Below are 15,805 nucleotides of genomic sequence, written 5' to 3'. Positions count from 1 at the left end.
TGCCCGGGTGGCTGTTGCCGCCGGAGCCGTGAGTGCGCCCGACGTCCTGGCGCACGCGGCCGGGTTCCGATGGAAAAAACGATGCAGAAACTCGATGCGGCGAGCCCGCAGGCGATGTCGACGGATTTCACCGCCGACAACGTCGCGCGCCTGAAGGCGCTGTTCCCCGAACTCGTGACCGAAGGCCCGGACGGCGCGTCGGTCGACGTCGACGTGCTGAAGGCGCTGGTCGGCGAGCGCACCGTCGGCGACGCCGACGAGCGCTACGGCTTCCACTGGCACGGCAAGCGCAGCGCCCGCCAGGCCGCGCTCACGCCGTCGACGGGCACGCTGCGCCCGTGCCCCGACGACAGCGTCGCCTGGGACGACACGCGCCATCTCGTGATCGAGGGCGACAACCTCGACGTGATGAAGCTGCTGCACAAGAGCTACGCGGGCAAGGTGAAGCTCGTCTACATCGACCCGCCGTACAACACCGGCAGCGATTTCGTCTATCCGGACGACTTCAGCGACAGCATCCGCCACTACCTGGCGATGACGGGCCAGACCGACGCCGGCGTGAAGCGCAGCACCAATACCGAGGCGAACGGCCGGTTCCACACCGACTGGCTGAACATGATGTATCCGCGCCTGAAGCTCGCGCACGCGCTGCTGTCCGACGAAGGGCTGATCGCCGTGCACATCGACGAGCACGAAGTGCATGCGCTCGTGCTGATGCTGCGCGAGATCTTCGGCGAGGAGAACGAGCTCGGCGTCGCCGTGTGGGACAAGCGCAACCCGAAGGGCGACGCGCGCGGCGTCGCGTACCAGCACGAATCGCTGGTGCTGTTCGCGCGCAACGCCGAGACGCTGCTCGAACAGGCGCCGCTCAAGCGCCCGAAGCGCAACGCGCAGCGCATGCTCGACGCCGCGCACGACGCGATGTACCGCAGCGGCAACGCGAAGGACGCGCAGAAGGCATACCGCGCGTGGATGAAGGCGCAGACCAACCTGTCCGGCGGCGAAGTGATGTACGACCGCCTGTCGGAAGAAGGCCGCGTGTACCGCCTCGTGTCGATGGCGTGGCCGAACAAGAAGAAGGCGCCGGAAGAGTATTTCACGCCGCTGACCCACCCGGTCACCGGCAAGCCGTGCGCGATGCCGGCGCGCGGCTGGCGCAATCCGCCCGCAACGATGCAGGCGCTGATCGAGCGCGGCCAGATCGAATTCGGCCCGGATGAAACCACGCAGCCGCAGCGGATCTACTACCTCGACGAGAACATGTACGAGAACGTGCCGTCGGTGCTGCCGTTCGCCGGCTCCGACGACGCGCTGCTCAAGACGCTCGGCATCCCGTTCGACCTGCCGAAGCCCGTCGATTTCGCGGCGGCCGTGATCGGCTGGTGCACGCGCGGCGACGACATCGTGCTCGACTGCTTCGCCGGCTCCGGTTCGACCGGCCACGCGGTGATGCAGGTGAACGCGACCGACGGCGGCGCGCGCCGCTACATCCTCGTGCAGCTGCCCGAGGCGCTCGACCGCCGCGACAAGACGCAGCTGGCCGCCGCCGATTTCTGCGCGAAGCTGAAAAAGCCGCTGACGCTCGCCGAAGTCACGAAGGAGCGCCTGCGCCGCGCCGCGCAGCAGGTCGCGCGCGACTATCCGGAAAGCTATGGCGACCTCGGTTTCCGCGTATACCGGCTCGACACGACCAACGTGATCGAGTGGGATCCGCGTCGCGACGACTTCGACCATGCGCTCTTCGCATCCGTCGAGCACGTGAAGACCGGCCGCACCGAGGACGACCTGCTCGCCGAACTGACGCTGAAGCTCGGGCTCGACCTGTGCACGCCGGTCGAGCATCACCAGGTGGCCGGCAAGACCGTGCACCTGATCGGCCGCTCGATCGTCGCGTGCTTCGATGCGCGCATCGCGCGCGACGACGCGGGCCCGCTCGCCGACGGCATCGTCGACCTGCTCGACGCGACCGACGCGACGCGCGACGTCACGTGCCTGTTCCGCGACAGCGGCTTCGTCGACGACGTCGCGAAGCTCAATCTCGCCGCGCTGCTCGAACAGCACGGCGTGAAGCGCGTGCGGAGCCTGTGATGCGGCTGCATTTCGAAGCGGATCTCGACTATCAGCGCGAGGCGATCGACGCCGTCTGCGACCTGTTTCGCGGCCAGGAATCGTATCGCGGCGACTTCAGCGTGCTCGCGAACGCCGCGCCCGGCACGACGGCCGCCGCGCAGGGCTCGCTCGGCTTCGCGGTATCGGAGCAAGGTGTCGGCAACCGGCTGTCGCTGACCGACGACGCGCTCGCGCGCAATCTCGCCGACGTGCAGCTGCGCGGCGGGCTGCCGCCGTCCGGCCTGCCCGGCTCGCGCGACTTCACCGTCGAGATGGAGACCGGCACCGGCAAGACCTACGTGTACCTGCGCACGATCTTCGAGCTGAACCGCCGCTACGGCTTCACGAAGTTCGTGATCGTCGTGCCGTCGATCGCGATCAAGGAAGGCGTGCACAAGACGCTGTCGATCACCGAGGACCATTTCCGCGCGCTGTACGCGGGCGTGCCGTACGACTACTTCCTGTACGACTCGGCAAAGCTCGGCCAGGTGCGCCACTTCGCGGCGAGCGCGGCGATCCAGATCATGGTGATGACGGTTGCCGCGATCAACAAGAAAGAGATCAACAATCTCTACAAGGACAGCGAGAAGACCGGCGGCGAGAAGCCGATCGACCTGATCCGCGCGACCCGGCCGATCGTGATCGTCGACGAGCCGCAGAGCGTCGACGGCGGGCTCGAGGGGCGCGGGCGCGAAGCGCTCGCCGCGATGGCGCCGCTCTGCACGCTGCGCTATTCGGCCACGCACGTCGACCGCCACCACATGGTGTACCGGCTCGATGCCGTCGACGCGTACGAGCGCAAGCTCGTCAAGCAGATCGAAATCGCGTCGGCGATCGTCGAGGATGCGCACAACAAGCCGTACGTGCGGCTCGCCGGCGTGTCGAACCGGCGCGGCGCGATCAGCGCGCGCATCGAGCTCGACGTCGCGACGGCCGCGGGCGTGAAGCGCCAGATCGTGTCGGCCACCGACGGCGACGATCTCGAACGCCTGACCAAGCGCGCGCTGTATGCGGGGCTGCGGATCGGCGAAGTCCATGCGGTGAAAGGCGCCGAATATGTCGAGCTGCGCCATCCGGAAGGCGAGGCGTTCCTGTCGCTCGGCGAAGCATTCGGCGACATCGACACGCTCGCCGTGCAGCGCGAGATGATCCGCCGCACGATCCGCGAGCATCTCGACAAGGAATTGCGCCTGGCCGAGCGCGGCGTGAAGGTGCTGTCGCTGTTCTTCGTCGATTCGGTCGAGCGCTATCGCCGCTACGACGAGAACGGCGTGCCCGTGAAGGGCGACTACGCGTTGATCTTCGAAGAGGAATATGCGCGCGCGGCGCGCGTGCCGGCCTACCGTGCGCTGTTCGACGGCGTCGACGTCGCGCTCGAAGTCGAACGCGCGCACAACGGCTACTTCTCGATCGACCGCAAGGGCGGCTGGACCGACACGAGCGAGAGCAGCGCCGCGGCCCGCGAGAACGCGGAGCGCGCATACGGCCTCATCATGCGCGAGAAGGAAGCCCTGCTGTCGTTCGACACGCCGCTGAAGTTCATCTTCTCGCACTCGGCGCTGAAGGAAGGCTGGGACAACCCGAACGTGTTCCAGATCTGCACGCTGCGCGACATCCAGACCGAACGCGAGCGCCGCCAGACGCTCGGCCGCGGGCTGCGCCTCGCCGTCGACCAGGATGGCGAGCGCGTGCGCGACCCGGGCGTCAACACGCTCACCGTGATCGCGACCGAGCGCTACGAGTCGTTCGCCGAGAACCTGCAGAAGGAAATCGAGGCCGACACCGGGATCCGTTTCGGGATCGTCGAGGAGCATCAGTTCGCGGCGCTGCCGGTGCAGGAAGGCGACGGCCCCGCGCATGCGCTCGGCATCGAGCTGTCGCGCGTGCTGTGGACGCATCTGCACGAGCAGGGCTACGTCGACGCGCAGGGCAAGGTGCTCGACCGGCTGAAGGATGCGCTGCGCCAGAGCGCGCTCGTGCTGCCCGAAGCGTTCGAGACGCTGCGTGCGCCGATCGTCGCGACGCTGCGCAAGCTGTCGGGCCGTTTCGCGGTGCGCAATGCGGACGAGCGCCGCGCGATCGCGTTGCGGCGCGACGCATCGGGCAAGGCGGTCGTGTTCGGCGACGATTTCCGCGCGCTGTGGGATCGTATCCGCCATCGCACCGTGTACAGCGTCGAATTCGACAACGCGAAACTCGTGCGCGACTGCACGGCCGCGCTGCGCAGCGCACCGGACATCGCGCGCGCACGGCTGCAATGGCGCAAGGCCGAGATCGACATCGGCAAGGCCGGCATCGAGGCGATCGAAGTGGGCGGCGCAGGCACCGTGCTGATCGACGAAGGCGAGCTGCCGCTGCCCGATCTGCTCACCGAGCTGCAGGACCGCACGCAGCTCACGCGCCGTTCGCTCGCGACGATCCTGGCCGACAGCGGCCGGCTCGACGATTTCCGCGTGAATCCGCAGCAGTTCATCGCGCTCGCGGCCGATGCGATCAACCGCTGCAAGCGGCTCGCGCTGGTGGCGGGCATCGCGTATCGCAAGCTCGGCAAGCGCCACGTGCATGCGCTCGAATCGTTCGAGAGCGAGGCGCTGACCGGCTATCTGCGCAATCTGCGGCCCGATGCGCGGAAGGCGATCCACGAGGCGGTCGTGTGCGACACCGATGCGGAACGCGCGTTCGCCGACGCGCTGGAAGCGCACGACGGCGTGAAGCTATACGCGAAGCTGCCTGCGTGGTTCCGCGTGCCGACGCCGCTCGGCAGCTATCACCCGGACTGGGCCGTGCTCGCGGAGCAGGACGGCGGCGAGCGGTTGTACTTCGTCGTCGATACGCCGAATGCGGATGGCGATGTGTCGAGCGAGCACGAGCGCGCGAAGCTCGCGTGCGGCGAAGCGCATTTCCGTGCGCTGGTGGACGGCGGGGACGCCGCGCGGTTCATGCGCGTCCGGCAGGCCGATGCGTTGTTCGAACCTGTCGCGTCCGTTGCGCCCCGTGCGGGCGCGCGACGCTGAAACGAAGGGCGGCCGAATTGAGCCGCCTTTTTTATCGACCGTTGCCGGCCGGCAAAAACGAACGGGGCAGCGCCGAAGCACTGCCCCGTTGACGACGATGCTTACTGCGCCGACTGCATGTCGTGCGCCGCCGCGGCTCTGCGCTGCGCTGCCAGCTCCTGCTCGTGCTTCTTCGCCATGTGGTGGCCGACGATACAGCCGCCGACCGCGCCCACGACCGCATGATGTCCCGCGTAGTGGCCGGCGACGCCGCCCACTACCGCGCCTTTCATGCAGCCCGCCGCATGCGCGCTGCCGATCGTTGCCAGCGCAACGACAGCGGCGGTCGCACACAGCCTGATGTGCCGAATGGGCTTCATGGATTCACTCTCCTGTTGTCGTGTTCATGCGAGGCGGTCAGTTCCAGCGGCCGCCGTGTCCGCGCCACTCGCGCTCGCGCCATTCATGGCGGCGCCACTCGTGTTCGCGCCACTGACGTGCGCGCCAGTCGTCATAGCGATAGCCGACCGGCGCGACCATCACCGGCGGAGGCGGCGCCACATAGACGGGTGCCGGCGCCGCGTAGACGCCCGGCACGCCGATCCCGACCGACAGGTCGACGTGGGCCGATGCGACGCCCGAAGCTGCCAGCGCCGCTACACCGAGAACTGCACCGAGAAGGAATTTCTTGCTCATCTCGCGACTCCCTGCACGTGTCGTGCTTCATGTGAATACGGTTCGGAGTCTAGGCACCGTACGCAGACACAGGTGAAACCGGTCTGCGAGACCGGTAACGGACGTTTACGGAGGGGCGCAAAGCCTTGCAGGACAAGGGTGAGAACCGATTCGACACGCCGTTGCAACGGCGCATCGAATCAGCGAAGCGGTGAAGGCGGAATTTTTTGCCGGCATGCGGTTCGCCGGCCGCGTGCTACGCGCGAATATCGTCGACGCTGCGCAGCCAGTGCACGCTGAACAGGCTGTCCGCATCGGTCCACACGGTATCGGGCTCGAAGCCCGCACGACGCGCGATCGCATGGAAGCCGTCGATCGTGAATTTGTGCGAATTCTCCGTGTGAATGCGCTCGCCGGCCTCGAAGCGGAATGCGTGGCCGCGCACGTGCACGGTCTGCGCGACGTCGCTGACCAGATGCATCTCGATGCGCTGCCGCTCGGCGTCGTAGAACGCGCAATGCGAGAACGCGTCGAGATCGAAGTCCGCGCCGAGCTCCGCATTCGCGCGGACGAGCAGGTTCAGGTTGAACTGCGCGGTCACGCCCTGCGCGTCGTTGTACGCGTGATGCAGCGTGCGCTCGTCCTTCACGAGATCCGCGCCGACCAGCAGTCCGCCGCCGCGCAACAGGCGCGCCGCGTCGCGCAGGAACGCATCGGCTTCCTCCGGAGAGAAGTTGCCGACCGTCGAGCCCGGGAAGAAGCCGATACGCCGCCGCGACGTCGCGGTCAGCTCGGCCAGTTGCTCGGCCTTCGTGTAGTCGGCCGCGATCGGCGCGACGTCGAGCCACGGATACGCGGTACTCAGCCGCGCGGCCGCGCCATGTAGATAGTCGGCCGAGATGTCGATCGGCACGTAGCGCGCCGGCGCGTTCGCGTAGTTGTCCGCGCACGCGTCGAGCAGCACGCGGATCTTCTCGAGCGAACCCGCGCCGAATTCGACGATGTCCGCATGCGGGCCGACACGCTGCACGATCTCGGCCGCGCGATCGCGCAGGATGCCGAGCTCGGTGCGCGTCGGATAGTACTCGGGCAGCTCGCAGATGCGATCGAACAGCTCGGAGCCGGTCGCATCGTAGAAGTATTTCGGCGAAATGCTGCGCGGCGTGCGCGACAGTCCGTCGATCAGGTCGCGCTCGAATGCGCTCGGCCGCGAATCGCGGGCGGGTTGCAGGCCAGCTCTCGCGGCCCTGAGGTCAGACGTCTCGCGCAAGTCGCACTCCCGTGAATTGCCAGCGCGCGGCCGGCGGAAAGAAATTGCGGTACGTCGGCCGTTCGTGCCCCGGCGGCGTCGCGATGCTGCTGCCGCGCAGGACCTGCTGGCCGACCATGAACTTGCCGTTGTATTCGGCCGCGACACCCGCGAGCGGCCGAAAGCCCGGATACGGCTCGTAGGACGAACGTGTCCACTGCCATACGTGCCCGAGCATCTGCCGAATGCCGTCCGCGCCGAATGCGGCCTCCCATTCGAATTCGGTCGGCAGGCGTGCACCCGCCCATTCCGCGTACGCGGCCGCTTCGTAGAAGCTCACGTGGCACACGGGCGCATCGGGCGCGAACGATTCCACGCCGTGCAGGCCGAACATGCGCCATGCATGCGCGGCACCGTCACCGTCCGGGATCCAGTACGCGGGCCCTTGCCACCCTTCCCGCTGCACCGTCGCCCAGCCGTCGGACAGCCAGTATTCGGGACGCGCGTAGCCGCCGTCCGCGATGAAGGCGGCGAATTCCGCATTCGTCACGAGACGGTTCGCGATCTCGCAAGGCCGTACGAGCGCCGTGTGGCGCGGCCGTTCGTTGTCGAACGAAAACACGTCGCCGGCGTGCCCGATCTCGACGAGCCCGCCCGGCCGAGGCAGCCAGCGCAACGGGCCTGCGTCGCCTGCGGCCAGCGCGGCCTGCGTATCGGCGCCGTTGCGCGGCCGGAACGCTGGCTTCAGCGGGTTGCACGAGAACGCGTGCAGCATGTCCGTGACGAGCAGTTCCTGGTGCTGCTGCTCGTGATGCAGGCCAAGCTCGATCTCGGGCGCGATCGCTTCGAGCAACGTCGGGTCGGCGCTCGCGAGCGCGTGCAGCATCGCTGCGTCGACGTGCTGCCGGTAAGCATGCACTTCATCCAGCGACGGACGCGTGAGCAGCCCGCGCTGCGGCCGCGGATGGCGCGGGCCGAGCGCTTCGTAATAGGAATTGAAGAGGAACTGGAACGCGTCGTCGAACGGCGCGTAGCCGGGCACGCGCCGCATCAGCACGACGGTTTCGAAGAACCAGGTCGTATGCGCCAGATGCCATTTCGCCGGACTCGCGTCGGGCATCGACTGCACGGCCTGGTCTTCGGCGGACAGCGTCGCGGTCAATGCGACGCTATGGGCGCGCACGTCCTGGTAACGGTGCTGAAGCTGGGATGCAAGGAGGCTCATCGGTTTGCCGTCCACGTCGCGATTCGCTGCGTTGCGTTGCCGGAAAAAGGAAAGCCTTGCGCTCGGATGCGCGCGGCTGACGTGCGACCTTCGGTGCTGCGTCGCCGGGCAACCGGCGCGCGCGCCGGGCCGCTGGTGCGGCGTCACTTCGTCTGCCCGTGCAGAACAGTATGGTCCAGAAATGTGAACGTCGCGAATCGGATTTCGGGCGAAACCAAAACAGAAAGAAAAATGAAAGTATTTGCGACGCGGCGCGGCGGTGTGACAAACCGCCGGAACCTCATGCACGGCGGGGCTGCGCGGAGGATCGCAGCCCGTTGCGCTGCTGACGGCAGATGACATTCGCGCCGCGCCCGTAAAAGCTGCGCGATGCGGCTCCGCCGCGATCCACACATGGCGATCGCAGCCGTCCGCGCCCTGCTCGACTGCTCCGCCCTTCGTTCAGTGCCAGGTTTGTCTCGCAGCTTTGAAAATTTTTTGCGCCGATGTCACGCGCGCGGGGTGCTCGCTCGTCATATCACCGGAACCCACACGAAAGGAGAAGGAACCATGACTGCGAAACTCAATCCGTTTGCCGCCGCGCCCGCGCTGATGAAGGACTGGATGACCGTGTCGGTCGCCGCGGAAAGGAGCCTCGAGCGGACGCTGATCGAGTTGGTCAAGATCCGCGCGTCGCAGATCAATGCGTGCGCGAACTGCCTTAACATGCACACCGTCGAGGCCCGCGAGCAAGGCGAAACCGAGCAGCGCATCAACCTGCTGGCCGCATGGCGCGAAGCACCCTGCTATACCGACCGCGAACGCGCGGCGCTCGGCTGGACCGATGCGCTCACGCGGCTGTCGGAGGGCCACGCTGCGCACGAGGCGGCGTATGCCGCGCTGAACGACCATTTCAGCCAGGAGGAACAGGTGAAACTCACGCTGATGATCAACGTGATCAACGGCTGGAACCGGCTCGCCGTCGGTTTCGGGCTGTGGATCGATCCGGCCGAGGCGAAGGCCGCCGCCAAGGTGGTGGCCTGATGACGATCCTCGATCCGGCTGCGGGCAGCGCCGAAGACCGGGCCGACGCGGCGGCGAGCTTCGATCCGCTGCGCCGTACGCTGATCCGCGTCGCGTACCGGATGCTCGGTTCCGTCGCGGATGCCGAGGACATGGTGCAGGACGCGTTCATCCGCTGGATGGACGTCGATCGTACCGAGGTGCGCGTGCCCGAGGCATTCCTGCGCCGCATGGTGATGCGCATGTGTCTCGACCAGCTGAAGTCCGCGCGACACCGGCGCGAGACGTATATCGGCCCGTGGCTGCCCGAGCCGGTCGTCGAGGAAAATGAACAGGAGGACGTCACGCTGCCGCTGATGCTCGCGCTCGAACGGCTGTCGCCGCTCGAACGCGCGGCGTTCCTGCTGCACGACGTGTTCGGCCTCGAGTTCGACGAGATCGCAACGACGATCCAGCGTGATCCGGCCGCGTGCCGGCAGCTCGCCGCGCGGGCGCGCACGCATGTGCGCGAGGCACGGCCGCGGTTTCATGTCGAGAAGCAGCGCGGGATCGAGCTGGCCGAGGCGTTCTTCGCGGCGTCGCGCAGCGGCGACATGCACGCGCTCGGCGCGATGCTCGCCGAGGACGTCAGCCTGCATGCGGACGGCGGCGGCAAGCGCACGGCCGCCGGCATGCCGGTGTTCGGCTTCGAGCGTGTGATGAAGGTGCACGAATACCTGGCCGAGCTGTTCGCCGCGCAGGCGTCGACGCTCGTGCGGGCCGGGTTCATCAACGGGTTGCCGGGGTTCGTCACGCTGGAAGCCGACGGCGAACTGCAGACCACGGCGCTCGAGATCGATGACGGGAAGATCGTCGCGATCTATGTCGTACGCAATCCTGACAAGTTGAAGCACCTGCATTGAGGGTCGCGGTACGGCGGATGCCTGAAACGGCATCGCCGCCCTCCTTTCTGCGGCTTCGTTACCCCATCGCGACCACGATGTTGCGAATCACAAGCATTGCGTAGCCGAGCACGGGCGTTGCGATGGTCGTAACCTCGGACATGATCGTGTGCTTTCTCGGTCGCGCGTTTGTCGTTTTGATGGATTGCATTCGAGACGTGCGCAACGTGTGCCGCTTGTTCTCGTGGACGATTCGCAGACGATTCTGCCCGGCGTGCGGTGGCCGTCGAAGTGCGCGCGGGATGATCGGGTGAAGTGCGATGCCGTTCGGGGAACGTGCAACGCATCGGGGCTGCATGCGTTGTTTCGGCCGCAAAAAGAAAAACGCCACGCGATGTTGCCGCGTGGCGTTTGTATGTTTGGCGAGCCGGATTACCTGTAGGCAATTCGCGCTGCCGGACCCCTTCATTTTGTTCGTTGGTAGGCTCGATTGGATTCGAACCAACGACCCCCACCATGTCAAGGTGGTGCTCTAACCAACTGAGCTACGAGCCTAAGAAGCCGCGAATTATAGAGAGGGTTTTTGAGGAGCACAACCCCCTTCGTGAAAATTTTTTGAATCGGATGCGTGCGGGGGCTGACTATCGATGTCGCGATGTCGCGATGTCGCGTGGCGCTGCCAGGGACATTGGCTTCACGTCTTCGCGTCACAGCAAAACGTGTCGATGCGCTGTGGGGTTATCCACATTCGCCTCTGGATAACCGTCCGGAAAGCCTCTGAATTCACAGTGGAACGATTGAGGATATGTCGGCACGGCTGTGAATCGACGAAAAGTTGTTCTGTGCTCCACAGAGTTTTGCGTGTGCATCGAACGTGGTTATGCATTCCGTTTCGCGCTGAAAATTCAGGGCGTTAGGGAGGTTATCCACAGTGAGGCGGCAGGCTTGTTAACTATCACTACGTATATATACGAACTCTGTAAACACCTTGGGATAAGCACAGTCCGTCGACTGTGATCCCGGCAGAACATGCACTGCGTGCGACGGACGGACAACCGAATCGGCAGGCTGTGAGGCCTGCGGTCAATCAGTGAACGACTTGGTCTGTAGAATCGCCGGCATTCACGATGCAACGAGCAGCCGACATGAGATTGGCGATCCGGGTTGACTGGCAAAGCGGTGCGGTTTGCGCTAACGGCGCGCGCCTGTGTTCGCCCGTGCAGATGTCGAAGAACGGCACGGTGCGTTATCGCGTCTCGCAGCAGATCACCTTCGGTGGCCACACAGGCGAATGCCTGGTCGACATGGCTGAAGGGCGGCTGACGCGCGTCGCGATCCTGTTCGATACGATTCGCTTCCTCGATGCGAGCATCACAGAGTCGAAGATCGTCCGGTCGATCGTGAAGTCTTCGGGATTGACGGTGGTGAGCGGGCATCCCACAGAGGCGTGACTCGAACCGTGCTCATGGGGCGTCGCGGCGTTTCGCTACGATCCCGTGCAAGGTGCTCAGGCCTGAAATCGACCTCGTCGAGTTGACATTCCAGATCGACGAGCGCGCCACGTTCGTGAAGCTGCGGGATGCCGGCGAGCGGGTATGTCCGGTGTGTCTTCGAGACGTATTGAAGCGAAGCGGCGTGATGAACAACGACGTACCCGCGTGAACCAGGGGAAGCGATCATGACCTTCATGCAACCCGCGCCGTTGTGCGCTGACCTCGACGCTATCGTTCGCGAGGAGCTGAAGCTCGGCAATGCGCTGTCGGAGCAGCCTGTCCGCGCGGACTGGCCGACGAAAGGAGGGGTATTCGCAGCGCTACGTGACGATCTTCATTTGCACGCGCTTACGTTGTCTGCGCATGTGCGGCATTCGGTATGTGCCGATCCGCATTACGGCTGGCATGACGAGTGTTTCTGCGAGCAGCACGGGCATTTGCTGGTAGCAGGGCGGACGAAGCCGCCGAAGCGCTGACGCGGAAGCCGGGCTGGCAGATCGCGAACGCACTGCAATGGGTGCGGACAACCACCGCAAACCCGATCGAAAACGCTGCGGCACACTCGTGGTTCGTGTGCGTTGCGTATTTCGCGATACACGCAGACTCGACGCGTTCAGTTATTCGCGCCACGCGTCATGTTGAGACGGTTGTTGATAATCCCGCAGCGGAACCAATCAAAATGCTGTGCAACAAAAACGTGAGTGCTCTGCGGACGGATGATTTCATCGGGCCGTGAGGCCCATATGGCGGTACTTTGAGCGTTTTGAAGCGGAGGGACGATCATCGGACGGGCCATCGACCGCAGTAACGTTCGAAATGTGGATATCCCGCAGGCGAACTCACTCGAAACGCTGTGTGCTCGAATGGTGAGCGGAGCGGGCCGATGACCGGCAGCCCGTACAACGACGCATTCAGGCGGCCGTTCGGCGCGGCCGCGGATCGTATCACTTACGTCTGCGCATCAAGCGCCCGCACAATCGCCGTCTCCCCAAGACTATCCGCCGGCCCGACCACCGCGAAGTTCAGCCCGCGCACCGACCCATACCGCGCCAGCAACGACCCGTCCACGCGTTGCCCCGCCGGCAACAGCCGGTGTTCCGATTCCGCCGGCCGAAGATAGAAGCTCAGCGTCCGCCCGGCATCGTCCTCATAGAGCACCATCGCGGCCGTGGCGCCACTGTCCGTCGTAAACAACCGTCCGCCGACCGGCCTGAACCCCGCCGTGCTCAAATCCGGCAGCTTCGCCGACGCGCCGACGCGCCTGGTGAGCCAGCCCTGCAAGTCTCCCGCACCCGTCGGACGGTAATCCACCTTTGCGGTCTGATCGACCACCATCATCCGGTAAGCCTCGACCGCATCGCTCATCGGCGCGATGGGCGGCGCCGCGTTCCATCCGCGCGCCTGCCACCCGCCGAACGTCCCGAGCCCGATGCAGAGCACGAACGAAGCCGCCATCGCGAACCGCATCCGCGTGCGCTCCGCACGCCGCGCCCGAATCGCGGCCGGATCGAGCGCCGGATTTGCACCGGGCATCCGCACGCTTTCCAGCGCGGCCCGCAACCGCTGCGCATCCTGCTGCCATTGCTTCACCTGTTCCGCGCTCTCCGGATGCAGCGCGAGATATCGTTCGACCGCGGCGCGCGCATCGTCGTCGAGCTGGCCGTCGACATAGGCCTGGAGATCGTGTTCGTCTGGGCGGAGGGCGTTCATTTCATCAATCGAAGGGAAGGAGCGGGAAGCTCGCCGTCGCTGAGCCGGCGCAGCGCTTGGCGTGCGCGGGAGAGCCGCGACATCACCGTGCCGATCGGCACGTCGAGCAGGTCGGCGACTTCCTGATACGTGAAGCCCTCGACCGCGACCAGCAGCAGCAGGCTGCGCTGCTCTTCGGACAGGTGGCCGAACGCTTCGAGCGTCGCGCGCGCGGCCGCTTCGCGTTCGGCGGACGGCCATTGCGGCTCGTCGTCGGTGCGGATGCTGCCGAGCAGCCACGCGTAGCGTTTCGCGCTGCGTTTGCCGTCGAGAAACTGCCGGTACAGGATCGTGAAGAGCCAGCTGCGCAGCGACGCGTCGTCACGGCGGCTCGCCCAGCGCGACAGCGCGCGCTCGAGCGTCGACTGGACGAGATCGTCGGCCGCATGGACGTCGCGCGCCAGCCAGAGCGCGAAGCGCCGCAGCCTGGGGATGAGTTCGCGCAATGCGTCGTCGTCGAGGGCGTTTGAGGGCATGGCCGGGGCACGAGCCGATAAGCGTGGAGATGCCGCGTAGGACGCCGGTCGGCACCGTTTATTCCGTCAGCATACGAAAAATTTCTTCATGGAATAAAGCGGCGCGGCTGGCGTCCTACGCCCGTTCGACAATGATCTGACGATCGGGAGTGCATCCATGAAGCAATCATCCTCTTCTTCGCCGCCGCGCGAGCCTGGCCGCGAGTGGTGGCGCTGGGCCGTGATCGGCGGCGCGGTGGCCGGCGTGGCCGTCGCGTTCGGGTACGTCGGCGGCTGGCTCGCGCCGGCGCGTCTGACCCCGCACCGGCTCGTCGACGCGCTGCAGACGGCCGGCGGCGTGCATCCGGGCTTTCGGCGCAATCACGCGAAGGGCGTGTGCGTGACCGGTTACTTCGAAGGCAGCGGCGCCGCGAGCGCGTATTCGGTCGCGCCGTTCTTCAAGGCGGTGCGCACGCCGGTAGTCGGCCGCTTCGCGCTGCCGGGCGGCAATCCCTATGCGCCCGACAGCAGCGTGCCGATCCGCAGCCTGGCGCTGAAGCTCACCGCACCCGATGGCCAGCAATGGCGGACCGGGATGAACGCGATGCCGGTGTTTCCGGTGGCGACGCCGAAGGCGTTCTACGCGCAACTGCTCGCGACCCGGCCGGATCCGGCGACGGGCAAGCCCGATCCGGCAAAGGTGAAGGCATTTTTCGGCGCGCACCCGGAGACGGCCGCCTTCCTCAAATGGGTGAAGGGTGCGAAGCCGAGCGCGAGCTACGTCACCGAAAGCTATTACGGGCTGAACGCGTTCTACTTCGTCGACGCAGCGGGCAAGCGCCAGGCGGTGAGATGGCGGGTCGTGCCGGAGCAGACGGCCGGTGCCGGGGACGTCGCGACGGCCGCCGATCCGAACGTGTTGCAGCAGGACCTGACGCGGCGCATCGGGGACGGTGCGCAGAAGTGGAAGCTGCTCGTCACTTTGGCCGAGCCTGGCGACCCGGTGGACGACGCGACGAAGACCTGGCCCGCGCAGCGGACGACGATCGATGCGGGGACGCTCGTGCTCGATCACGTGGAGCCGCAGGACAGCGGTCCATGCCGCGACGTGAATTACGACCCGACGGTGCTGCCGCAGGGGATTCAGGTGTCGGGGGATCCGTTGCTGGCGGCGCGGTCGGCGGCGTATGCGGATTCGTATCTGCGCAGGACGAGTGAAGAGGCCGGCGTGGCTGGCGCGGCGCGATTGAGTGCGGAGGGACGATGATGAGAGCTTCTACGACGTTTAGCTTGCCGGCGAGGCTGCTGCATTGGGTGATGGCCGCGATGATCGTCGCGATGCTATTTATCGGGGTGGGGATGGTGGCGTCGGTTTCCGAGCGACACGATTTCCTGGTGGCTTTACATAAGCCGTTGGGGATCGCCGTGCTGGTGCTGGTGTGTGTGCGGATCGTGGTGCGGTTCGTGTCGAAGCCGCCGGCGTTGCCTGCGGATCTGCCGGGGTGGCAGAAGGCCGCCGCGCATGGGTCGCATCTCGTGTTGTATGCGCTGATGCTCGCGATGCCGCTGATCGGATGGGCGATGCTGTCGGCGGGCGGGTATCCGGTGATCTTGGGTGGCGGCGTGCAGTTACCGGCGCTGGTTTCGGCTGATCCGGTGACGTTTGCCTGGCTTCGGGTCGCGCATCGGGTGTTGGCCTACCTGTTCTTCGTGACGTTCCTCGCGCACTTTGCTGCTGCGCTATATCACGGGTTGATCCGGCGGGATGGTGTGGTGAGGGCGATGGTGGGGCGGTGAGCGCTGGATGCGGCGGAGCTGCTCGCGGACTACCGAGGGCGCTTCTGCCGTATCGCTTCTATTACTAGGGGCGGCTCAGCTGAGCTCCCTGCACCCCTTGTCAAAATATTTTCACAAAGGGGCTTGCGGAGATGGGGGCGGGTGCTTAGAATCACGCCTCTTTCGCGCTAACGGAAA

General features: G+C 66.0%; 15 protein-coding genes and 1 tRNA gene. 9 read left to right on the top strand and 7 right to left on the bottom strand.

Features of this window, described 5'->3' with window-relative positions:
- Positions 1-69: 69 nt before the first annotated feature.
- Both BME24068_RS16775 and BME24068_RS16770 read left to right on the top strand, forming a co-directional pair.
- Positions 70-2,088, top strand: a complete 2,019-nt coding sequence (locus BME24068_RS16775) for a site-specific DNA-methyltransferase (protein WP_096506773.1) — start codon at positions 70-72, stop codon at positions 2,086-2,088.
- Complete coding sequence (locus BME24068_RS16770; protein ID WP_174926743.1) at positions 2,088-5,123, top strand: type III restriction-modification system endonuclease; 3,036 nt, start codon at positions 2,088-2,090, stop codon at positions 5,121-5,123. The genes BME24068_RS16775 and BME24068_RS16770 overlap by 1 nt, the downstream gene beginning before the upstream one ends.
- 101 nt (positions 5,124-5,224) lie before the next feature.
- Here BME24068_RS16770 and BME24068_RS16765 read toward each other — a convergent pair whose 3' ends face one another.
- From BME24068_RS16765 to egtB, 4 genes are all read right to left on the bottom strand, one after another.
- On the bottom strand, positions 5,225-5,482 hold the full coding sequence (locus BME24068_RS16765) for a hypothetical protein (RefSeq protein WP_174926742.1): 258 nt from the start codon (positions 5,480-5,482) through the stop codon (positions 5,225-5,227).
- 37 nt (positions 5,483-5,519) lie between these two features.
- Positions 5,520-5,798 carry a hypothetical protein gene (locus tag BME24068_RS16760; protein WP_174926741.1) on the bottom strand — a complete coding sequence of 93 codons (279 nt, stop codon included), beginning with the start codon at positions 5,796-5,798 and terminating at the stop codon, positions 5,520-5,522.
- A 235-nt stretch (positions 5,799-6,033) separates the two neighbouring features.
- Complete coding sequence (egtD, locus tag BME24068_RS16755; protein ID WP_174926740.1) at positions 6,034-7,047, bottom strand: L-histidine N(alpha)-methyltransferase; 1,014 nt, start codon at positions 7,045-7,047, stop codon at positions 6,034-6,036.
- A complete protein-coding gene (gene egtB, locus BME24068_RS16750) occupies positions 7,031-8,251 on the bottom strand; it encodes an ergothioneine biosynthesis protein EgtB (protein WP_174926739.1) in 1,221 nt (406 codons plus the stop codon). Before egtB ends, egtD begins: the two co-directional genes overlap by 17 nt.
- A 549-nt stretch (positions 8,252-8,800) precedes the next feature.
- Here egtB and BME24068_RS16745 point away from each other — a divergent pair.
- Positions 8,801-9,274, top strand: a complete 474-nt coding sequence (locus tag BME24068_RS16745) for a carboxymuconolactone decarboxylase family protein (RefSeq protein WP_096506779.1) — start codon at positions 8,801-8,803, stop codon at positions 9,272-9,274.
- Positions 9,274-10,155 (top strand): sigma-70 family RNA polymerase sigma factor, encoded by an 882-nt coding sequence (locus tag BME24068_RS16740; protein ID WP_174926738.1) that lies wholly within the window; start codon positions 9,274-9,276, stop codon positions 10,153-10,155. Before BME24068_RS16745 ends, BME24068_RS16740 begins: the two co-directional genes overlap by 1 nt.
- Before the next feature lie 457 nt (positions 10,156-10,612).
- On the opposite strand, the gene BME24068_RS16735 is transcribed toward BME24068_RS16740, so the two are convergent.
- Positions 10,613-10,689: transfer RNA gene (locus BME24068_RS16735), tRNA-Val, on the bottom strand.
- A 590-nt stretch (positions 10,690-11,279) separates the two neighbouring features.
- On the opposite strand from BME24068_RS16735, the gene BME24068_RS16730 reads away from it, so the two are divergent.
- From BME24068_RS16730 to BME24068_RS16720, 3 genes are read left to right on the top strand one after another with little or no spacing between them, the layout of a single operon-like run.
- Positions 11,280-11,585 (top strand): hypothetical protein, encoded by a 306-nt coding sequence (locus tag BME24068_RS16730; RefSeq protein WP_239008083.1) that lies wholly within the window; start codon positions 11,280-11,282, stop codon positions 11,583-11,585.
- A gap of 52 nt (positions 11,586-11,637) precedes the next feature.
- Positions 11,638-11,796: a hypothetical protein gene (locus BME24068_RS16725; protein ID WP_174926737.1), complete on the top strand. Its 159-nt coding sequence runs from the start codon at positions 11,638-11,640 to the stop codon at positions 11,794-11,796.
- A gap of 16 nt (positions 11,797-11,812) precedes the next feature.
- The gene (locus tag BME24068_RS16720) at positions 11,813-12,103 is read left to right on the top strand and encodes a hypothetical protein (RefSeq protein ID WP_174926736.1); all 291 of its coding nucleotides are present in this window, start codon (positions 11,813-11,815) and stop codon (positions 12,101-12,103) included.
- A 472-nt stretch (positions 12,104-12,575) separates the two neighbouring features.
- Here the strand turns inward: BME24068_RS16720 and BME24068_RS16715 are convergent, their stop codons facing one another.
- Complete coding sequence (locus BME24068_RS16715; RefSeq protein WP_174926735.1) at positions 12,576-13,337, bottom strand: anti-sigma factor family protein; 762 nt, start codon at positions 13,335-13,337, stop codon at positions 12,576-12,578.
- Positions 13,334-13,852 carry a sigma-70 family RNA polymerase sigma factor gene (locus tag BME24068_RS16710; protein ID WP_174926734.1) on the bottom strand — a complete coding sequence of 173 codons (519 nt, stop codon included), beginning with the start codon at positions 13,850-13,852 and terminating at the stop codon, positions 13,334-13,336. The genes BME24068_RS16715 and BME24068_RS16710 overlap by 4 nt, the downstream gene beginning before the upstream one ends.
- 157 nt (positions 13,853-14,009) lie before the next feature.
- Here BME24068_RS16710 and BME24068_RS16705 point away from each other — a divergent pair, with 157 nt between their 5' ends.
- Together BME24068_RS16705 and BME24068_RS16700 are read left to right on the top strand one after the other, a co-directional pair.
- Entirely contained in the window at positions 14,010-15,098 is a 1,089-nt protein-coding gene (locus BME24068_RS16705; RefSeq protein ID WP_174926733.1) for a catalase family peroxidase, read from the top strand.
- Complete coding sequence (locus BME24068_RS16700) at positions 15,095-15,628, top strand: cytochrome b (protein WP_174926732.1); 534 nt, start codon at positions 15,095-15,097, stop codon at positions 15,626-15,628. Before BME24068_RS16705 ends, BME24068_RS16700 begins: the two co-directional genes overlap by 4 nt.
- Positions 15,629-15,805 lie beyond the last annotated feature (177 nt).

The organism is Burkholderia anthina, from assembly GCF_902498995.1.
GTDB lineage: Bacteria > Pseudomonadota > Gammaproteobacteria > Burkholderiales > Burkholderiaceae > Burkholderia > Burkholderia anthina.
Note: the sequence above shows the minus strand (reverse complement) of the source record. Positions and strands in the feature narration are given on the sequence as shown.

Bases quoted from the DNA above. Each gene is read 5' to 3' on its own strand.
- BME24068_RS16715 (WP_174926735.1), bottom strand. From the start codon at position 13,337: ATGAACGCCCTCCGCCCAGACGAACACGATCTCCAGGCCTATGTCGAC.
- BME24068_RS16710 (WP_174926734.1), bottom strand. From the start codon at position 13,852: ATGCCCTCAAACGCCCTCGACGACGACGCATTGCGCGAACTCATCCCC.
- BME24068_RS16720 (WP_174926736.1), top strand. From the start codon at position 11,813: ATGACCTTCATGCAACCCGCGCCGTTGTGCGCTGACCTCGACGCTATC.
- BME24068_RS16775 (WP_096506773.1), top strand. From the start codon at position 70: ATGGAAAAAACGATGCAGAAACTCGATGCGGCGAGCCCGCAGGCGATG.
- BME24068_RS16770 (WP_174926743.1), top strand. From the start codon at position 2,088: ATGCGGCTGCATTTCGAAGCGGATCTCGACTATCAGCGCGAGGCGATC.
- egtB (WP_174926739.1), bottom strand. From the start codon at position 8,251: ATGAGCCTCCTTGCATCCCAGCTTCAGCACCGTTACCAGGACGTGCGC.
- BME24068_RS16760 (WP_174926741.1), bottom strand. From the start codon at position 5,798: ATGAGCAAGAAATTCCTTCTCGGTGCAGTTCTCGGTGTAGCGGCGCTG.
- BME24068_RS16765 (WP_174926742.1), bottom strand. From the start codon at position 5,482: ATGAAGCCCATTCGGCACATCAGGCTGTGTGCGACCGCCGCTGTCGTT.
- BME24068_RS16740 (WP_174926738.1), top strand. From the start codon at position 9,274: ATGACGATCCTCGATCCGGCTGCGGGCAGCGCCGAAGACCGGGCCGAC.
- BME24068_RS16730 (WP_239008083.1), top strand. From the start codon at position 11,280: ATGAGATTGGCGATCCGGGTTGACTGGCAAAGCGGTGCGGTTTGCGCT.
- BME24068_RS16745 (WP_096506779.1), top strand. From the start codon at position 8,801: ATGACTGCGAAACTCAATCCGTTTGCCGCCGCGCCCGCGCTGATGAAG.
- BME24068_RS16705 (WP_174926733.1), top strand. From the start codon at position 14,010: ATGAAGCAATCATCCTCTTCTTCGCCGCCGCGCGAGCCTGGCCGCGAG.
- BME24068_RS16700 (WP_174926732.1), top strand. From the start codon at position 15,095: ATGATGAGAGCTTCTACGACGTTTAGCTTGCCGGCGAGGCTGCTGCAT.